Genomic DNA, 17,096 nt, shown 5'->3' on the forward strand with positions numbered 1-17,096 from the left:
CGCGAACATATTATTAAAGGTATTGTAGTGATGAACGCCATGTTTAAATCAGGCCTGATCTTCTCTCTTATTTTGATGCTTTTTTCTCTGCCGGCCAGTGCGTCCGGTGGTATTGCGCTGGGCGCAACACGCGTTATTTATCCGGCGGAAGCGAAACAAACATCGCTGGCGATTACAAACAGCAATAAGCAGGAACGTTATTTAATTAACGCCTGGATCGAAAACGATCGTGGTGAAAAAGAAAAAAGCTTCGTTGTTACGCCGCCGCTGTTTGTCAGTGAACCTGACAGCGAAAATACGCTGCGTATTATTTATACAGGCGCACCACTGCCCACCGATCGCGAGTCCCTCTTCTGGATGAATGTGAAAGCGATCCCATCAGTGAATAAGGCCACACTGGAAGGAAAAAACGTCCTGCAACTGGCTATTTTGTCGCGCATTAAGCTGTTCGTTCGTCCTAATAACCTGGCGATGCCGCCGGAAGAGGCGCTCTCTCAGTTACGCTTTGAACGAACGGGGGATCACCTGAAGGTGAGTAATGCTTCTCCGTATTATGTGACGCTGGTTAATCTGCAACTGGGTGGGCAGAAGCTGGATAACCTGATGATTGCCCCTAAAAATTCGGCGCAGCAACGCCTCCCGGCGGCTGCGGGCGGCACGCTTTCCTGGCAGAGTGTGAATGACTATGGGGCGATCACCCCGGCGCGCCGCGTCAGCCTGTAAGCAGAGCCTGGTAATGAACACTCAATGGCGTTACTGCCCGGTAGCTCTGGCTTTGATGACAACGCTCTGGCCGTTTAACGGGTGGAGCGAAAGCTACTTTAATCCTGCGTTTTTATCAGACGACACCGCGAGCGTGGCGGATTTGTCACGTTTTGAACAAGGCCATCAGCAGGCTCCGGGCCTCTATCGCGTAGATATCTGGCGTAACGATGAGTTTATCGGCACGCAGGATGTGCGTTTTGAAGCGGCCACCGGGAGCACCTCTCCTGTTGCAGGCGGGTTATCTCCGTGTATCACGCGTGCGATGCTGGATCGTTTTGGTGTCAATATCACCGCTTTTCCTGAGCTGGCCGCTGTTAAAGGGGAGGCATGTGTTCCGTTGACCACGGTACTTCCTGGTAGCGAGGTGGCATTTAACTTTTCAGCTCAGCGCCTTAACGTCAGCTTGCCGCAGGTGGCATTACAGAACAGTGCGCGGGGCTATATTCCGCCTGAACAATGGGATGAAGGAATTCCGGCTGCGTTGCTGAACTACAGCTTTAGCGGCAATCGGGGCAGCGATGACGACAGCTATTATCTCAGCCTGCAAAGTGGTCTTAACTATGGCGCCTGGCGGTTGCGCAACAATGGCGCGTGGCGCTACACGCAAAGCAATGGCCAGCGACACAATGCCTGGCAGAATATCGGCACATGGGCGCAGCGTACGGTTATCCCGCTGAAGAGTGAGCTGGTGCTGGGCGACAGCAATACCGGTAACGACGTCTTTGATAGCGTTGGCTTTCGCGGGGGCCGTCTCTTTTCTTCCGACAGCATGTATCCGGACAGCCTGCAAGGCTACGCGCCAACCGTGCGCGGTATCGCCCGTACCCCGGCAAAAGTGGTGATTCGCCAGAACGGTTACGTGATTTATCAAAGCTATGTGCAGGCAGGGGCGTTTGCCATCAGTGATTTGAACCCTACCTCTTCAAGCGGCGATTTGGACGTCACGGTCGAAGAGAAAGATGGCAGCCAGCAACGGTATATCGTGCCGTACTCTACTGTGCCTTTGCTCCAGCGCGAAGGGCGCTGGAAATATGATCTGGTGGCCGGGGATTACCGCAGCGGCAACAGCGAACAGGATACACCGTTCTTTACACAGGGGACGCTGATTGCCGGTCTGGCGGAGGGCTACACGTTATATGGCGGGACACAGCTGGCCTCACGGTATACCGCTCTGGCGATTGGCGCGGGAAAAAACCTTGGTGACTGGGGGGCGGTCTCGCTCGATTTAACCCATGCCCGAAGCCAACTGGCGGATGACAGCCGCCATGAAGGCCAGTCGTTGCGTTTTCTCTACGCAAAATCGCTTAACGGAATGGGCACTAACTTCCAGTTGCTGGGCTATCGCTACTCCACGAAGGGGTTTTATACCCTGGATGACGTGGCATGGAACGCCATGGAAGGCTATCAGTACGGTGATAGTAAAGATGAAGATGGCGTGCCGGATGTTCAGAGTTATCACAACCTGACGTGGAATAAAAAAGGGCGCTTTCAGCTCAACATTTCACAGTCTCTCGGGGACTATGGTTCCGTGTATGTCTCGGGTAGCGAGCAGACTTATTGGGGAACCAGCGACTCAAATGTCTGGTATCAACTGGGTTACGCCGGGGGATGGCAGGGTATCAGCTATTCCGTGTCGTGGTCGTGGAACCAGGCGGTCGGTATTAGCGGCACTGACAGGCTCGCATCGGTTAACGTTTCCATACCGTTCAGTTTATTTACCCGCCACGGTTACCGCCGCGATAACGCGCTGGACAGAGCTTATGCCACGGCATCGGCCAGCCGAAACAGCGACGGTGATACCAGCTGGCAAACCGGGGTCAGCGGCACGCTGCTGGAAGATCGCAACCTGAATTATAGCGTGACGCAAGGGCATACCAGCACGAACGGGACCAGCGGGAGCGCCAGTGCTAACTGGCAGGCAACCTATGGCACGCTGGGGATGGGGTATAACTATGCCCGCGATCAGCATGACCTGAACTGGCAGCTTTCCGGTGGCGTAGTGGGCCACGCCGACGGTGTCACCTTTAGCCAGCCGTTAGGGGATACCAACGTCCTCATTAAAGCGCCGGGTGCAGCGGGGGTTAGTGTCGAAAACCAGACCGGGGTAAGAACCGACTGGCGGGGTTATGCGGTGATGCCCTATGCCACGGTTTATCGCTATAACCGCGTAGCGCTGGATACCAACACCATGAGCAACAACACCGATATTGAAAATAACGTAAGCAGCGTTGTCCCGACTAAAGGTGCGTTGGTTCGCGCCAGTTTTGATGCGCGTATTGGTGTACGAGCCTTGCTGACGGTGAAACGCGGCAATCAGCCTTTACCTTTTGGCGCAATTGTGCGGGAAACGCAAAGTGGCGTCACCAGCATGGTCGGGGATGATGGACAGATTTACCTGAGTGGGTTGCCGCTGGAAGGTGAACTGCTGATCCAGTGGGGCAATGGGGCGGGTTCGCAATGCCGGGCATCTTACCGACTGCCAGAAAAGAGCCTGCAACAGGCGATCACACTTAAGGAGATCCGCTGTGATTAAGATTCGCTACCTGATGTTGACGCTTCTGGTTGTGTTGCCTGTGACAAAGGCAATGGCCACTGTATGTGTTAATGAAAAAGGCGTCCCAACCGATGTGTATTACGATTTAACGGATACCTTTAACAGTTCGAATAATCAGGTTGGACAAGTTGTCACGCTTAGCGAGAAGTCGCAATGGGTGGGAGTTAATGCCGTTTGTCCAAAGGGGACGTCGGGGAACACCACCAAGCGCAGCTATGTGACGGATTTCCCGGTGACGGGGACCATTGATGGCTATCAGTACCTGAAGCTGAATGAGTATCTGGACGGGGCGATGAAAATCACGGACAGCTATTCTGGCGTGTTTTACCCCCCGAAGAATTACATTCAGATGGGGAGTCACCCCAATGTCTCCAAAAATCTGCCGTTTGGGGTTCAGGATTCAAGCCTGGTGTTCCGTCTTAGGGTAACGCGGCGTTTTATCAATATGGTGGTGATTCCGCGTGAGACGATGTTCCGTGTGTATGTCACAACGACCTCCTCGGATCCGTTGAGCACTCCGGTCTATACCATCAGTTACAGCGGGACAATTCAGGTTCCGCAAAGTTGTACCATCAACGCCGGTAGCATTGTGGAGTTTGATTTTGGAGATATTGGCGCGTCGTTATTCAGTAAAGCCGGGGCCGGCAATCGCCCGGAAGGGATTGCGGCGAAAACAAAATCGATCGCCATTAAATGCACAAACGTGGAAGCGAATGCTTACTTAACCATGCGTATTGAAGCGGAAAAAGTCTCCGGCAGTGCGCTGGTGTCGGATAACCCGGACGTGGGATTTGTGGTGGCAAATGCGTCCGGAACACCGCTCACGCCGAATAATTTGGGCAGTATTATTCCCTTCCGGCTGGACGATAACGCGTCTGCGCAAGTCGGGATTATGGCGTGGCCGGTGAGTATTACAGGCAATAAACCGGCTGAAGGACGATTCACCTCGCGGGGTTACTTGCGTGTGGATTACCAGTAAGGAGGCGTCATGCGTAAAGTGATTGTTGCGGCGGGGATGATGGCCTTCTTATGGCCGCGTCTGGCGCTCGCTGAAACGCCGTTGGGAGAAATCAACATTCAGCTCTATGGCAACATAGTGGATTTCACCTGTGTGGCGGAGGGCAGTGACAGCGATAAGTCTGTTACGTTGGGTACGTGGCCAACGAAACAACTCAGCACCACGGGGAGCCGGACGCAGCCTGTCTCATTTACTCTAAAGCTAAGCGGATGCCCGCCCGGTTCCGCCTCTATTACCTTCTCGGGTAAGGCTGACGGCAGCGACAGTCGTTTGTTGGCGCTGAACGATGGCAGCCAGGCCAGTCACGTGGCGGTGGAGATTCGTGATGGCGATAAAACGCCTCTGGCATTGCAACAAGCCAGCCAGGCGGTAGAGGTTGATGCACAGGGAAATGCGATGCTGTCGTTTTATGCCAATTATATAGCTACTGCAGATAATCCTCAGCCAGGCCGGGCTGATGCCGATGCAACCTTTATGATTAATTATAATTAGGGCTGACCGCACTCCCTGCCACTTGTGTAAGTGGCAGGGAGTGAATTCAGGTTAAAGTAGCTCGTGGGTCTTGGCGTAATCAATTAACTCCACAATGGTTTGCACACCCAATTTAGAATAGATATTGGATTTGTGTGCGCTTATCGTTTTGTTACTTAGCAGTAATTGCTCCGCTATCTCTTTATTTGACAATCCATTTGCCAGATAACGGAGCACCGTCACTTCCCGGTTTGATAATGGCATATCAGTGGATATTCCATCCCGAGATCCAAGATGATTTATAAAGCTCAAGGTTTCTGAAGGGAAAAATGAATAGCCATTCAGCAACATGTCGACCGCACTGTAGATATCGCCCAAATCTTTTCGTTTACTGACAAAACCATTTGCTCCGGCACGAATAGCACGCCCGGCATAAAAGGACTCCGATTTTGATGACAGGAATAGAACTTTGATGTTTTTGTTTAAGTTATTGATTCTCTTAAGTAATGAAAAGCCATCAGTTCCCGAAAGTTCAATGTCAAGGATCACCAGATCAATCGCATGGTTGCGTATGCAGTCAAGCACTTCATGGCTATCACCTGACTTAAGTTTGATCACGATATTTTTATTTTTCTGTAGCAGGACTTCTATCGACATTCTGACGATAGGGTGTTCGTCCATAATGATAACGGATGCCGGTTTCATTTTATATGCCTCAGATTGTTAAAAGCGTTGTGCTGAGCTTTTGCTAAAACTCTCGGAAAGCCGGAAGGATAATTATGTAGATCCTTATACGGTAGTATTTCCCTGGAAAGAACGAAAGCATCCTTGTTAGCGTAGCGATGGAATCAATGCCTCAGCGTGGTTATGTCATTTGGCTGGTAATAGCAAAAAGTTTTTTCTTATTCATGTTTGAAACACGTCTTATTATACCGTGTAAGTTTTCTCCGAAAAGCCTGTAAATTACTATTGGTTTATTGATGGATATTATCTTCTGGATTGGAAGAGCTATTATTTTAAATTTGGATAAATTAACCTGTTATTCCATTTGTATTGGACTTTCATCTTCATGTAATAACAAAAAATAACACATATCGCTGTGTGTTGATCAAATGTTAATAAAATAGCGGTCCGATCCTGAGCCTTTTTCCCGACATAAAGGGATCCAGATCTGGCTACAGGGCGCAATACCTTCATCTGAAAGCAATAGGCGTCAGCGAAAAAAAATTGCTGTCTGAACAGCAGGATATGCTGTCTATTCCACAGTGTCATGCCAGCCATTATCGGTAATATGCTTGTTTTTAAATCGTTATCATCTCTTAACCGAATAGTTATTATCTTAACGTATGGATAAAAATACTGCTTTTTAGGATTTTGTCGGTTTTTCGCTTTGTTTAACCTGGTAAATTAGGAATAGTTGTAATATGGAGTGCTTTGTTAAAAATCAACACAAAATTAACATGTTGTGTAAGTAATTTCTTAAAGGTCTTTAGGAATTAAAGGCTTAATTCATGTGTTAAAAGGTAAAGTCTGAGAGATTATTGAGAAGATGCAGGAGTTGCTGACGGTGGTGTAAACCCAATTTATCCAGAATACAGCCCAGGCGATAAACGACACGGCTATAGGGGCGGTTTTGCGCCAGCGCGATGTCGCGTAACGATTTTCCGCGAGAGAGTTCCTGTAATACAGGCCATTCATCCCGGGAAAACCACTCTTTATTGATCCCCGGAGGTTCGTCTTCAAGAAGCCCCTGCTGAATGGCGGCTGCTGGCAACTGGCGTTCGAGAATCTGAAACGGCCCCGCAGCTTTGCAGAAGAGCCGGGTATCGTAATCATCAGCACGGATCAACAGATGCGGGGTGAGGAAAGGGGGGTAAAGACTGTATCTGCGCAACTGGTCCAGCATCTCGATAAGCGTTGTCGTGTTGCTGTCGGTATCCACAACCAGCCGCGCTGATGGCCATAGCTCAAGTGCATTAAACGCAGGTTCCAGCGTTTCGTAGTCGTAGCAGTTACTCAGGGGATATTGCCCATGCAGAAAACCGGCACGCAGGAAATTATCCTGAGTAACCAGGATAATGAAGGGGGCATCCGTTTTGCGCGTCTGGTTAACTGACTGGCTCAAAAATTCGAGACGATCAAAAAAAGGCAGGCGAAGAGGCGAGTGCGCAAATCCCAGTGAATCACTCCCTGTGCGACGTCGCCTGTATCGGCGTACTGTCATGCGCATCGTTTTCCTCCTGGCGATGACCGTTTAATTCTACGGCCACTGCCTGGATGGCCAGTGATATCCCTGGCCCAGTCCCGCTCCTGCCTGCAGTGCAAATGCATGATCCCTTTTTGTCTCAATTCCTTCGATAAGCACCTGCCCGGCAATCTGCGAACAGAGATTCACCAACTGCGCAAGCGCAGGGGTTGCACGTAATCTCCAGAACGCCATTTTATCGATCTTGATCCCGCTCAACGGTAAACGGCAGGATAAAAATGGATGTATTGATGTTTCATCAACGTCATCCAGCCAGATCCTGTGGCCCTGAAGGCTCAATTGTTGCAAATGCCTGACAACACGTTCTCGTAGCGGCATAGGCAGTGCAAAAAGAGAGGTCGGTTCGACGATTTCAATGTTTAGCCGTGGGCCGCCCCGACGCAGCAATCGCTGGAAAGCGTCCGTCAGGGTGAAGACAGTTATCGGCAGATTGATAAAAAGCGTATGGCCCGGAGGGGAATTTTTAAACGTGGCGAGTTGTGCCTCAAGCAACAAAAGTGATTGCTCAGGAGACTGCTCCTGAAAGAAAGGTTCACTTTTACGGTGAGGGGAGAGCACGCTGAGCACTTCGACACCGACAGTGCGTGAGGATGCGAGGGCGACGATAGGTTCCAGTTTGATACCGGTGATGTCGCGAGAAATTCGGCGTAACCGGCTGATATCGCCATTTGGCGGAGAGGTCTTCCATATCAGGTTTAGCGCTGTCACTCCATTGTCCTGTTGTTTGCCGGCCTCCAGGCGGCCGGGATACCACAGGAGAGTGTGACTGTACGAGAAACGTGAAAACAGCAGGCGTTACTTAATTGTGACCAGGCTTTTTCGCAGTGATACTTGCAATTCGAGGAGAAAAGAAAGGGGGATAAATGTTGAAAAAATCGACGTATATACAGGCGACTAGCGGCGATAAGAGGAGAAGAGTGGTAATCGTGCCAAAAGGCATTGACTCACCTGCTATTGACCGTATAATTCCACGCGTTTCACCGCAACGAAGTTTACTCTTCTCAGTGCGCCCTTAGCTCAGTTGGATAGAGCAACGGCCTTCTAAGCCGTAGGTCGTAGGTTCGAATCCTACAGGGCGTACCATTAAATTCAGTAAGTTACGCAAGTTTCAATCCAGTCTGATTTTCTCTTTGTACCGTATTTGTGTCATGATTATCAAAAATGGCATCTATTTTTTTGCCAGCCTGATTGTAAATAGACCCGTTTTAGTTCCATGCATTTTTTGAGATCCCGGCCAAATAATGGTGTTATCGATATTCCTCCGGCATCATATTGTTCAGTGATTCATGCGGGCGTTCACAGTTATATTCTGACAACCATTTTTCCGTGATTTCCCGTACTTCATTCAGCGTTCTGAACAGATAAAAATCGAGTATTTCCGTACGGTATGTCCGGTTAAAGCGCTCAATGAAAGCGTTCTGCGTCGGCATACCCGGCTGGATAAATTCCAGTTTTACTGCACATTTCTCTGCCCATTCAGCCAGTGCCAGAGAGATAAATTCCGGGCCGTTATCCATGCGAAGCATAGCGATCTCCTTCGTTGGCAGATTGATTATGCCGGATGATCTCTAAAAATGAATGGTCCGTTTTGCCGGGATACTTACATAAATTTTCCAGACCTTGTTCAATATCGCGTAAATCGAGTAGCGCACCCGGTTTAGCCGGGAAGCTATTTAATAGCGAAACATAACGTCCGCTTTGTGGTGTGAATTTCACATGCCGGACAGTGCCTGGTAAAATAATAAGAGTAAGCTTACCTGAATTAAGATTTTGCTTAGGTGCAAGTATTCGCGTTGTGACATAACCGTGATTGATAAGTCGGTTTTGTAATACGCTCATTAGCGCATTAATCCCTTTTCCACCGAGGCAGTGACCTGTTGCCTGATCGGCAAGTTTCTGAAGCGGCAGCCAGTGGGGTAATTTTTCACGTGGCTGTAGCGTTACCTGCCGGATAGCGAAACACGGTATTTCATAAGGGAAATCAATCTGTTCTGAGATGACGTTCTGGGATGAAAGTCGTACATCATGCACGGGCGGCGTCAGTTGCGCTTCGCGGGCCCGCTGGTTTTCCTGCTGGAAAATAAGCTGTTCGTCAGCTAATGGGGCGCTATATCCAGAGGACAGAAAATAAAATGACGCTGCTATAAAGGGCGGGCTGAATCACACGCACGAAAAATTCCTTTTAATTTTTATATAATTATTGGCTAATAATCCATAATTTAGCCGATGGCAAGATAATGAAATTGCTCCACTGGAGTAATGTTCTTGTGCAGGCGTTAATAATAAGACTGGCCGACAGGCTGAGTAGGCTATTAAGAGATTTAATCATTGTCAATTCGTTATTTTTAGGAAGAGAATGCAAAAGGTTTATTTGGGAAGCGAATTAATTATTATGATGAATATGTCCTGTATTAAATTTGGGAATAATGTTTCTCATTGAGTGGGGCTGTTGTTGCCTCTTTTGCCGTCCTGTGACGTGGATGACGACGATGATGTCAAAACAGAGCTTTCACGAAGCGCAGGTAGCCAGTGACTGACAAGCGAATCAGAAGAAATCTGCGAGTCTTAGACAGCTTGCATGCGTAACGGTTTTGTATCAAAACTCACTCGTGAGAAGGTAAAAAAGGGGAGGGCAGTGGAGGTCAAAGGATGTGTATTACGGCCCTGGGCACAGTATTTCAGGGAATACATGCGTTAAATAAGAAGGTCCAAAATAAATAGAGTGCTAATGAATTTAGGTAATGTTTCTTCACCTTAAGGCTTTCCTAATATTTTATTTGAACACTTTTTTTAATTGGATTTTTATCACTTTAAACCCAGCTATTAAAGTATTTTACACTTTTACGATTTATATTGAGTGATAGTAATTATCATTAGCGTTTTTATATGCTTTAATCTTTTTCACTCGACTGTATGTTGTTATTCACCTGGGCTTATTAAGGATATTTCCATGAATTCTCGCTTATTGTCATGCTTTTCTCTCGCCTTATTATCGTCTTCAATTCTCCTTTCAACTCAATCAGTTGCAGCAGAGAATAATGAAGGCATTGTGGTGTACAACGCGCAACATGAAAACCTGGTGAAGTCGTGGGTTGATGATTTTACGAAAGAAACCGGTATTAAGGTGACGCTGCGTAATGGTGGTGATAGTGAGCTGGGGAATCAGCTTGTTCAGGAAGGAAGTGCATCTCCCGCGGATGTCTTTTTGACAGAAAACTCGCCGGCAATGGTGCTGGTCGATAATGCAAAACTGTTCGCACCATTAGATGCGGAAACATTAAAGCAGGTTCCTGCGGAATATCGTCCGGCTCATGGTCGTTGGATTGGTATTGCGGCACGTAGCACCGTATTTGTCTATAACCCTGAAAAACTCAGTGAAAAACAATTGCCTCTTTCTCTGATGGATCTGGCAAAACCTGAGTGGAAAGGGCGTTGGGCTGCGTCTCCGTCAGGGGCTGATTTCCAGGCGATTGTCAGCGCGATGCTGGAGCTGAAAGGTGAAAAGGCCACGCTGGAGTGGCTCAAAGCGATGAAAGCCAACTTTGTTGCCTATAAAGGTAACAGTACCGTGATGAAAGCGGTCAATGCGGGTCAGATTGACGGCGGCGTCATCTATCATTATTACCGTTTTGTGGATCAGTCCAAAACGGGTGAAAACAGCAAAAACACCCAGCTTTACTACTTCAAACATAAAGATCCCGGTGCATTTGTGAGCCTCTCTGGTGGTGGTGTTCTGGCTTCCAGTAAGCACAAAGAGCAGGCGCAGGCATTCATCAAATGGATCACCGGTAAAGAAGGACAGACATTGCTGAAAACCAACGACGCGTTTGAATATGCCGTGGGTGTTAATGCAGCGTCCAACCCGAAACTGGTTCCTCTGAAGGATCTGGATGCGCCGAAAGTTGAACCGTCTTCGCTCAACAGCAAGAAAGTCATCGATCTGATGACGCAAGCTGGTCTGCTGTGATCCAACGGGTAAAGTGAGCGCCTTATGTCTGGTCTGAGTCTCACCCTCGGTAAAAATAGCCTGCGCCAGCCCGCGCGCAGGCGTCCTGCTTTGCCGATGGTCGCGTTAGCGGTGCTGTTTTCATTACTGGCACTTTTGCCTTTGGGTTTTATTATTGCCACAGGCATAGAGACCGGCTGGGAAACCATTAAGGCTCTGGTGTTTCGCCCGCGTGTTGCTGAGTTGCTCAGCAACACGCTGTGGCTGGCCGCGCTGGCGGTTCCCGGTTGTATTATCCTGGGCGTGGCAATTGCCTAGCTGACGGAACGTACCACGCTGGCGGGCCGTCGGGTATGGTCTGCGCTTGCGGTCGCGCCGCTGGCAATCCCGGCGTTTGTCCAGAGTTATGCCTGGGTCAGTGCTGTTCCTTCGATGCATGGCCTCTCTTCTGGCATTTTTCTCTCTGTTTTGGCGTACTACCCGTTTATCTCTATGCCGGTGGCTGCGGTGTTGCGCCGTCTGGATCCTACGCTTGAAGATGTCGCCGCTTCGCTAGGAACACCGCCCTGGCACGTCTTTTTCCGCGTGGTGTTGCCGCAGTTAAAACTCGCGATCTGCGGTGGTGCGCTGTTGGTCGCGCTGCATTTGCTGGCAGAGTATGGCCTGTTTGTCATGATCCGTTTTGACACGTTCACCACTGCTATTTATGACCAGTTTCAGTCCACTTTTAGTGGCCCGGCAGCCAATATGCTGGCAGGGGTTCTGGCGCTGTGTTGCCTGGCAATACTTCTTCTGGAAGGGGCGACACGTGGCAAAGCGCGCTATGCCCGGATTGGTGCGGGAGCCGCGCGTGAGCAAAAGCGCTGGCCGCTGAGTCGCACTATGGCTGTGCTGGGGCAATTGCTGTTTATTGTATTGATCGTTCTTGCGCTGGGCGTTCCGCTGGGTGTGCTCTGCCGATGGATATGGCTTGGGGGCATTCAAAACTGGATGGGCGCCGATCTCTGGTTCTCCCTGCGCCAGACGCTGATGCTGGGGCTGGGGGGCGCGGGGTTGACGACAGTATGCGTTATTCCCATTGCCTGGCTGGGGATACGTTACCCGCACCGCCTTTTCCGAATGCTGGAAGGGTGTATATACATCACCAGTTCACTGCCGGGGATTGTAACTGCTCTGGCACTGGTCACCGTGACCATTCATTATGCGCGCCCCATCTACCAGACAGAGGTAACGCTTTTTCTCGCATACCTGCTGATGTTTATGCCCAGAGCACTCATCAACCTGCGTGCCGGGATTGCACAAGCACCGGTTGAGCTGGAAAACGTTGCGCGCAGTCTGGGCAGTTCACCCGCGAAAGCCTTATGGAGCGTAACGATGCGTCTGGCTGCACCGGGTGCGGCGGCAGGCGCGGCGCTGGTGTTCCTGGGGGTCAGTAATGAACTGACCGCAACGCTGTTGCTCTCCCCACTGGGAACACGCACGCTTTCAACCGGTTTCTGGGCGCTTACCAGTGAGATCGATTATGTCGCCGCAGCGCCTTACGCCATGCTGATGATCCTGATCTCGCTGCCGCTGACCGGTATTCTTTATATGCAATCCAAAAAAATCGCAGGGCTTTGACATGCTTGAATTAACGTCGATCTCGAAATCCTTTGCTGACGTGCAGGTACTTGTGGATCTCAATCTGACTGTTGCCCCTGGCAGCAGAACCGCGATTGTGGGGCCCTCTGGCTCCGGTAAAACCACGCTGCTGCGGATCCTTGCCGGGTTTGAAACGCCGGACACGGGCCGTATTGTCATGCAGGGAAGAATGCTGTTTGACGAAGGGCTGTTTGTCCCTGCGCATCAGCGCGGTATTGGATTTGTTCCGCAGGAAGGTGCGTTGTTTCCCCATCTTAATGTGGTGGACAATATTGCCTGGGGGCTAAGTGGAACCCGTCAGGAGAAAAAACAGCGTGTCATGGCGCTGATGGAGATGGTTTCGCTGGACCGGGAGCTTGCCACACACTGGCCGCATGAAATATCCGGAGGGCAGCAGCAGCGTGTGGCGCTTGCTCGTGCACTGGCACAGCGTCCTTCGCTGATGCTGTTAGATGAGCCGTTTTCTGCCCTTGATACCGGGCTTCGCGCAATGACGCGCAAAGCAACAGCCGATCTGCTTGCCGAAGCTGGCGTTGCGTCTATTCTGGTGACGCACGATCAGAACGAGGCTCTGTCATTTGCCACGCAGGTCGCCGTGATGCGTGCCGGTCGGTTTACCCAGGTGGGTACGCCTTTTGAGGTTTATACGCAACCGGTTGATGAAGAAACCGCACTGTTCCTCGGTGATGCGCTGGTGCTTCCCGCACAGTTTTCCGCTGGACGAGCACGATGCTTACTGGGCGAGGTCCTTACGGACCCTGCGCAGGGAAAGGGGCAAGGGCGGGTGATGCTGAGACCTGAACAACTGGTCATTACGCCATGTTCACCACATGAAAGCGTAATCTCGATTATCGATGTTGATTTTACCGGGCATTTATCAACGCTCACGCTTGCGATACCTGGCGAAGCCGTTCCGCTGACGCTGAAAACAGTGAGTCAAGCGGGCTGGCATCCTGGTGCGTCGGTGCGCATTGATATCACCGGTAAGGCGCAGGTTTTTTGACGCAGACTTCGCCTGAAACATTGCCCACCAGTCGGGTGTGATAAAAGAATAACCTTGATTTATTGGTATATTCTGAGGTTCTCAGCCAGGCTAAGAGAGCCAATATCTGAAGACGAATTGCAGTATGACGCCCCTTTGTCCGAAAGGGGGTATTCCCGGAGACTTCGATGCTTGAATTACGCCCCAACTGTGAGTGCTGTGATTGTGACCTACCGCCAGCATCAAGCGATGCCCGGATCTGTTCGTTTGAATGTACCTTTTGTGTCACCTGCGCGGAGGGAAAACTGGCCGGTATCTGCCCAAACTGCGGTGGAGAATTGGTCCGCCGCCCCATCAGGCCTGCGGAAAAACTGATAAACAACCCGGCCTCCACCCGTCGGGTGTCATCCTCGCATTAACAGGCATACTCACGTTGCTCAGCCACCATCCTGATCAACTCATTTGCCGGAATCGGCCGACAAAAATAATACCCTTGCAGGAAGTCGATATTCTTCGCCCGTAAGTAGTCAGCCTGGGCCTGCGTTTCCACGCCTTCAGCGATGATGGTCAAATGCATTTTTTTCACCAGCTCGATAAGGCTGTCAACCAGGCGAGTATCGCTGTTTTCGCCAATCTGGCTGACGAATAATTTGTCAATTTTGATAAATTCAGGGTTCAGGGCGTAAATGTAAGAGAGATTCGAATACCCTGTTCCAAAATCATCCAGCGCGACAGAAATATCGGATTTTCTTAAAGTCGCAAACCACTCGCTTAGCTGTGGTGTGAAATGCATTGGGTGTCTTTCCGTGATTTCGATAACCAGATGAACGTGACTGGCGGCGAGTCGGTGCAAAAGCTCGACAGTATCTTTCTCGAAATGGGGATCGAAACAATTATGGGCGCTGAGGTTAATGCAGATATACAGCCCGTCAGGGAAAAGCTGAATCTGATGCTGGAGATCTGAAATAACCTGCTGTATCAACTGGTGAGTCAGCGGCGCAATAAGGTTATTCTCCTCCGCCACAGGGATGAAAATATCAGGTGAAATGTAGCCATAAAGAGGGTGTTTCCATCTGGCGAGCACCTCCACGCCGGCGATCTTACCTGTTTTCCCGTCGATAAAGGGCTGATAAAACGGCACGATCTGGTGCGAATGGATCGCGAGGTTCAGAGCTTTTGCTGGCGGAATAAAGGGTGAGAGTCGTCGCCTGCCAAAAAAACGCGCCAGGAAAGCACTGAGACCTGAAAGCGTTGCGGGTGGGTTTTTGGGTAAAGTATTCATGGCTTACCTTCATTTCGCTTCCGCCCGGAAAGCGTACTTTTTCCAGGCGAGAGGTTCATTATCAGAATTTAACCCAGTCAGCCTGGTCGTTGGTTTGGACACGTTTAACGGCGGCAGTGTTGGCGATGTTTCTTCTGCTCATTCTGCGTCGTTCATCGCGCCCCACCGGATCTTTTGATACCTGGAATATAGCGACCACATTCTCAAGCTGTATGGCCTGCTCTTCGAGTGAACCCGCAGCAGCGGAGGACTCTTCCACCAGAGCCGCGTTTTGCTGTGTGGTGGTGTCCATCTCAGCCATGGCCTGTGCAATTTGTGAAATACCCCGGCTTTGTTCGCCGGTGGCAGCGGCTATTTCGTTCATGATGTCGCGTACCTGGGCCACTGACATCTCGATTTTAGACATCGCATCGCCTGCGTTTTCCACCAGGCTAAAGCCGGTATCCACATGGACGACAGACTCCTTAATCAGGCTTTCGATCTCTTTTGCCGACTGAGCGCTACGTTGGGCGAGCGTTCTTACTTCGGCGGCGACCACAGCAAACCCTTTTCCCTGGTCGCCAGCCCGCGCGGCTTCTACGGCGGCATTCAGTGCCAGAATATTGGTCTGGAATGCGATGCTGTTAATCACGGTTGTGATTTCAGAAATCCGGTGCGAACTGCTGCGCACGTTTTTCATGGTGTCGATGACTTTCAGCGAGATCTGGCTTCCTTCGCTGGCCTTCTGCGATGCTTCTTCGGTCAGCAGGCGCGCATGGTTAGCATTTTCCGCATTTAGCGCAACGGTTGAGGTGAGTTCTTCCATGCTGGCAGCGGTTTCCACCACAGCGGCAGACTGTTGTTCCGTTCGTGCGGAGAGATCCATATTGCCTGCGGCGATTTCAGTCGAGGATTGCGAAACGCTGCTCACTCCATTGCGAACGTCGATAATGATCTTCTTGAGATTCTCGTTCATCTCAGAAACCGCCTGTATTAGCAGGCCAGGCTCATCACGGCGGGTGCTGGTTAGCGTGCTGGTCAGATCGCCTTTGGCGATTTGTTCCGCGACACGCAACGTTTCACTGAGTGGCCGGGTGATTGATACGGTAATGCCCATTGCCAGCAAGATGCCTAAAGCAATACCTGCCGCCGCAACAACGCTCATTTGCATCTGGACGCTGTCGACGGTATCAGCAACTTTTTGTTGCTGGCTGGTAAAAAGCGCCTGAATGGCCTGGGTTAATGCCAGTGCTTTGCCGGTTAAGGCTTCAGATAGCGTCGACTGATCGGTCCAGACCTGTTTAAAGTTTCCCAGTTCGGCTGCAATCGACTGCATATCGGTGATGCCGGTCTGTAGCCAGGGTTTTTGATCCTCCGCGACGACTTGTAAAAGTTGCTCTGAATCGGCTTTGGCAGCGGCGATGCGTGTCAGAATTCCTTGCCTGAGCTCATCTGTAGGATGTTGTTTATACAGTGAAACCTGGGAATCGATGTCGCTCATAATAAAAGCAACCTGCGCAGCAACCAGCGTCTGCTGAGGAGGCAGAGAGTTGCCCCGGCTTAATCTGGAGGCTATCTCTGAGTTATCACAGAGATTTTTTGTGTCGAGTTTACGTTCGCTCTCTTTTTTGGCAGACAGCGATTTGGTGAAGGGGGTAAGCGTTTCAATGTAGCTGTTCACGGCATTTACCGTGGCATCAACGGCCGCTTTGCCGCCTGGTTCCCATGTCAGAGAACTTAAGTCTGTCACTAATTGCTGCATATGCTGCGCGGCAGCATTCGTCTGATCCAGGTACTTTTGATCAAGCGTGTATTGAAAATTGGTGCGCGCCAGGCGTACCACCGACAGCGTGTTAAACAGGTCTGCAGTGTGACCATTTTTTACAACCTTGTCCTGAATGTTGAGTAAGCCAACGAGCCCAGAAGCCAGGATAGCAAGGGTAGCCAGTAAGATGGTTGCAAAGCCGAATGATAATTTTCTGCTAACGTTTAAATTTAAAAAACGGTTGAGTATTCTCATATATTATTCCCGCGTCGACGAATGTCGATTAACAATATTATTGTGCTATGTCTCTGAACATTGAGAAATTAATTGGTGGTTTCGGGAAGATGAGAAAAAAAAGCCCCTCGCTTATTCGCTTAGGGCAAAACCCCTGGTTGACATCACTCATTCAGGGTATCTATTTTCTCTT

Annotated in this window: 12 protein-coding genes, 1 tRNA gene and 3 pseudogenes; 9 read left to right on the forward strand and 7 right to left on the reverse strand. The window is 50.2% G+C overall.

Features of this window, described 5'->3' with window-relative positions; all coding sequences use genetic code 11:
- Nucleotides 1-30: 30 nt before the first annotated feature.
- Genes fimC through sfmF form a run of 4 tightly spaced genes read left to right on the forward strand, consistent with a single transcriptional unit; the run spans nucleotide 31 to nucleotide 4,829 of the window.
- Entirely contained in the window at nucleotides 31-723 is a 693-nt protein-coding gene (gene fimC / locus GF617_RS00910; RefSeq protein WP_275943327.1) for a type 1 fimbria chaperone FimC, read from the forward strand.
- Nucleotides 724-736: 13 nt separating this feature from the next.
- On the forward strand, nucleotides 737-3,298 hold the full coding sequence (locus GF617_RS00915; protein ID WP_203450861.1) for a fimbrial biogenesis usher protein: 2,562 nt from the start codon (nucleotides 737-739) through the stop codon (nucleotides 3,296-3,298).
- Nucleotides 3,291-4,298: a type 1 fimbria D-mannose specific adhesin FimH gene (gene fimH, locus GF617_RS00920; protein ID WP_181622543.1), complete on the forward strand. Its 1,008-nt coding sequence runs from the start codon at nucleotides 3,291-3,293 to the stop codon at nucleotides 4,296-4,298. Before GF617_RS00915 ends, fimH begins: the two co-directional genes overlap by 8 nt.
- 9 nt (nucleotides 4,299-4,307) lie before the next feature.
- Nucleotides 4,308-4,829: a fimbria assembly protein gene (sfmF, locus tag GF617_RS00925; protein WP_203450862.1), complete on the forward strand. Its 522-nt coding sequence runs from the start codon at nucleotides 4,308-4,310 to the stop codon at nucleotides 4,827-4,829.
- A 51-nt stretch (nucleotides 4,830-4,880) separates the two neighbouring features.
- On the opposite strand, the gene fimZ is transcribed toward sfmF, so the two are convergent.
- From fimZ to GF617_RS00940, 3 genes are all read right to left on the reverse strand, one after another.
- Nucleotides 4,881-5,513 carry a fimbria biosynthesis transcriptional regulator FimZ gene (gene fimZ, locus GF617_RS00930; protein ID WP_203450863.1) on the reverse strand — a complete coding sequence of 211 codons (633 nt, stop codon included), beginning with the start codon at nucleotides 5,511-5,513 and terminating at the stop codon, nucleotides 4,881-4,883.
- An 811-nt stretch (nucleotides 5,514-6,324) separates the two neighbouring features.
- Entirely contained in the window at nucleotides 6,325-7,038 is a 714-nt protein-coding gene (locus GF617_RS00935) for a LuxR C-terminal-related transcriptional regulator (RefSeq protein WP_203450864.1), read from the reverse strand.
- A gap of 30 nt (nucleotides 7,039-7,068) precedes the next feature.
- Nucleotides 7,069-7,782: an EAL domain-containing protein gene (locus GF617_RS00940; RefSeq protein ID WP_203450865.1), complete on the reverse strand. Its 714-nt coding sequence runs from the start codon at nucleotides 7,780-7,782 to the stop codon at nucleotides 7,069-7,071.
- Nucleotides 7,783-8,080: 298 nt separating this feature from the next.
- On the opposite strand from GF617_RS00940, the gene GF617_RS00945 reads away from it, so the two are divergent.
- A tRNA-Arg gene (locus tag GF617_RS00945) sits at nucleotides 8,081-8,157 on the forward strand.
- A 164-nt stretch (nucleotides 8,158-8,321) separates the two neighbouring features.
- Here GF617_RS00945 and GF617_RS00950 read toward each other — a convergent pair.
- Both GF617_RS00950 and GF617_RS27005 read right to left on the reverse strand, forming a co-directional pair.
- Nucleotides 8,322-8,603 (reverse strand): annotated as a pseudogene (locus GF617_RS00950) (integrase core domain-containing protein); the annotation flags it as partial.
- A 31-nt stretch (nucleotides 8,604-8,634) separates the two neighbouring features.
- Nucleotides 8,635-9,219, reverse strand: a pseudogene (locus tag GF617_RS27005) (POTRA domain-containing protein); the annotation flags it as partial.
- 805 nt (nucleotides 9,220-10,024) lie between these two features.
- On the opposite strand from GF617_RS27005, the gene GF617_RS00960 reads away from it, so the two are divergent.
- The 4 genes and pseudogenes from GF617_RS00960 to GF617_RS00975 all read left to right on the forward strand — a co-directional run bounded on the left by GF617_RS00960 (nucleotide 10,025) and on the right by GF617_RS00975 (nucleotide 14,062).
- Nucleotides 10,025-11,041, forward strand: a complete 1,017-nt coding sequence (locus GF617_RS00960) for an iron ABC transporter substrate-binding protein (RefSeq protein WP_181622550.1) — start codon at nucleotides 10,025-10,027, stop codon at nucleotides 11,039-11,041.
- A gap of 24 nt (nucleotides 11,042-11,065) precedes the next feature.
- Nucleotides 11,066-12,640: pseudogene (locus GF617_RS00965) on the forward strand (ABC transporter permease).
- A 1-nt stretch (nucleotide 12,641) separates the two neighbouring features.
- Complete coding sequence (locus tag GF617_RS00970; protein ID WP_203450866.1) at nucleotides 12,642-13,664, forward strand: ABC transporter ATP-binding protein; 1,023 nt, start codon at nucleotides 12,642-12,644, stop codon at nucleotides 13,662-13,664.
- Nucleotides 13,665-13,831: 167 nt separating this feature from the next.
- On the forward strand, nucleotides 13,832-14,062 hold the full coding sequence (locus GF617_RS00975) for a DUF1272 domain-containing protein (RefSeq protein WP_181622553.1): 231 nt from the start codon (nucleotides 13,832-13,834) through the stop codon (nucleotides 14,060-14,062).
- Here GF617_RS00975 and GF617_RS00980 read toward each other — a convergent pair.
- Together GF617_RS00980 and GF617_RS00985 are read right to left on the reverse strand one after the other, a co-directional pair.
- On the reverse strand, nucleotides 14,059-14,925 hold the full coding sequence (locus GF617_RS00980; protein WP_181622554.1) for an EAL domain-containing protein: 867 nt from the start codon (nucleotides 14,923-14,925) through the stop codon (nucleotides 14,059-14,061). The genes GF617_RS00975 and GF617_RS00980 overlap by 4 nt on opposite strands.
- Nucleotides 14,926-14,986: 61 nt before the next feature.
- Nucleotides 14,987-16,924: a methyl-accepting chemotaxis protein gene (locus tag GF617_RS00985; RefSeq protein ID WP_203450867.1), complete on the reverse strand. Its 1,938-nt coding sequence runs from the start codon at nucleotides 16,922-16,924 to the stop codon at nucleotides 14,987-14,989.
- Nucleotides 16,925-17,096: the final 172 nt, after the last annotated feature.

This window comes from Lelliottia sp. RWM.1, from assembly GCF_016859735.1.
Lineage (GTDB): Bacteria > Pseudomonadota > Gammaproteobacteria > Enterobacterales > Enterobacteriaceae > Enterobacter.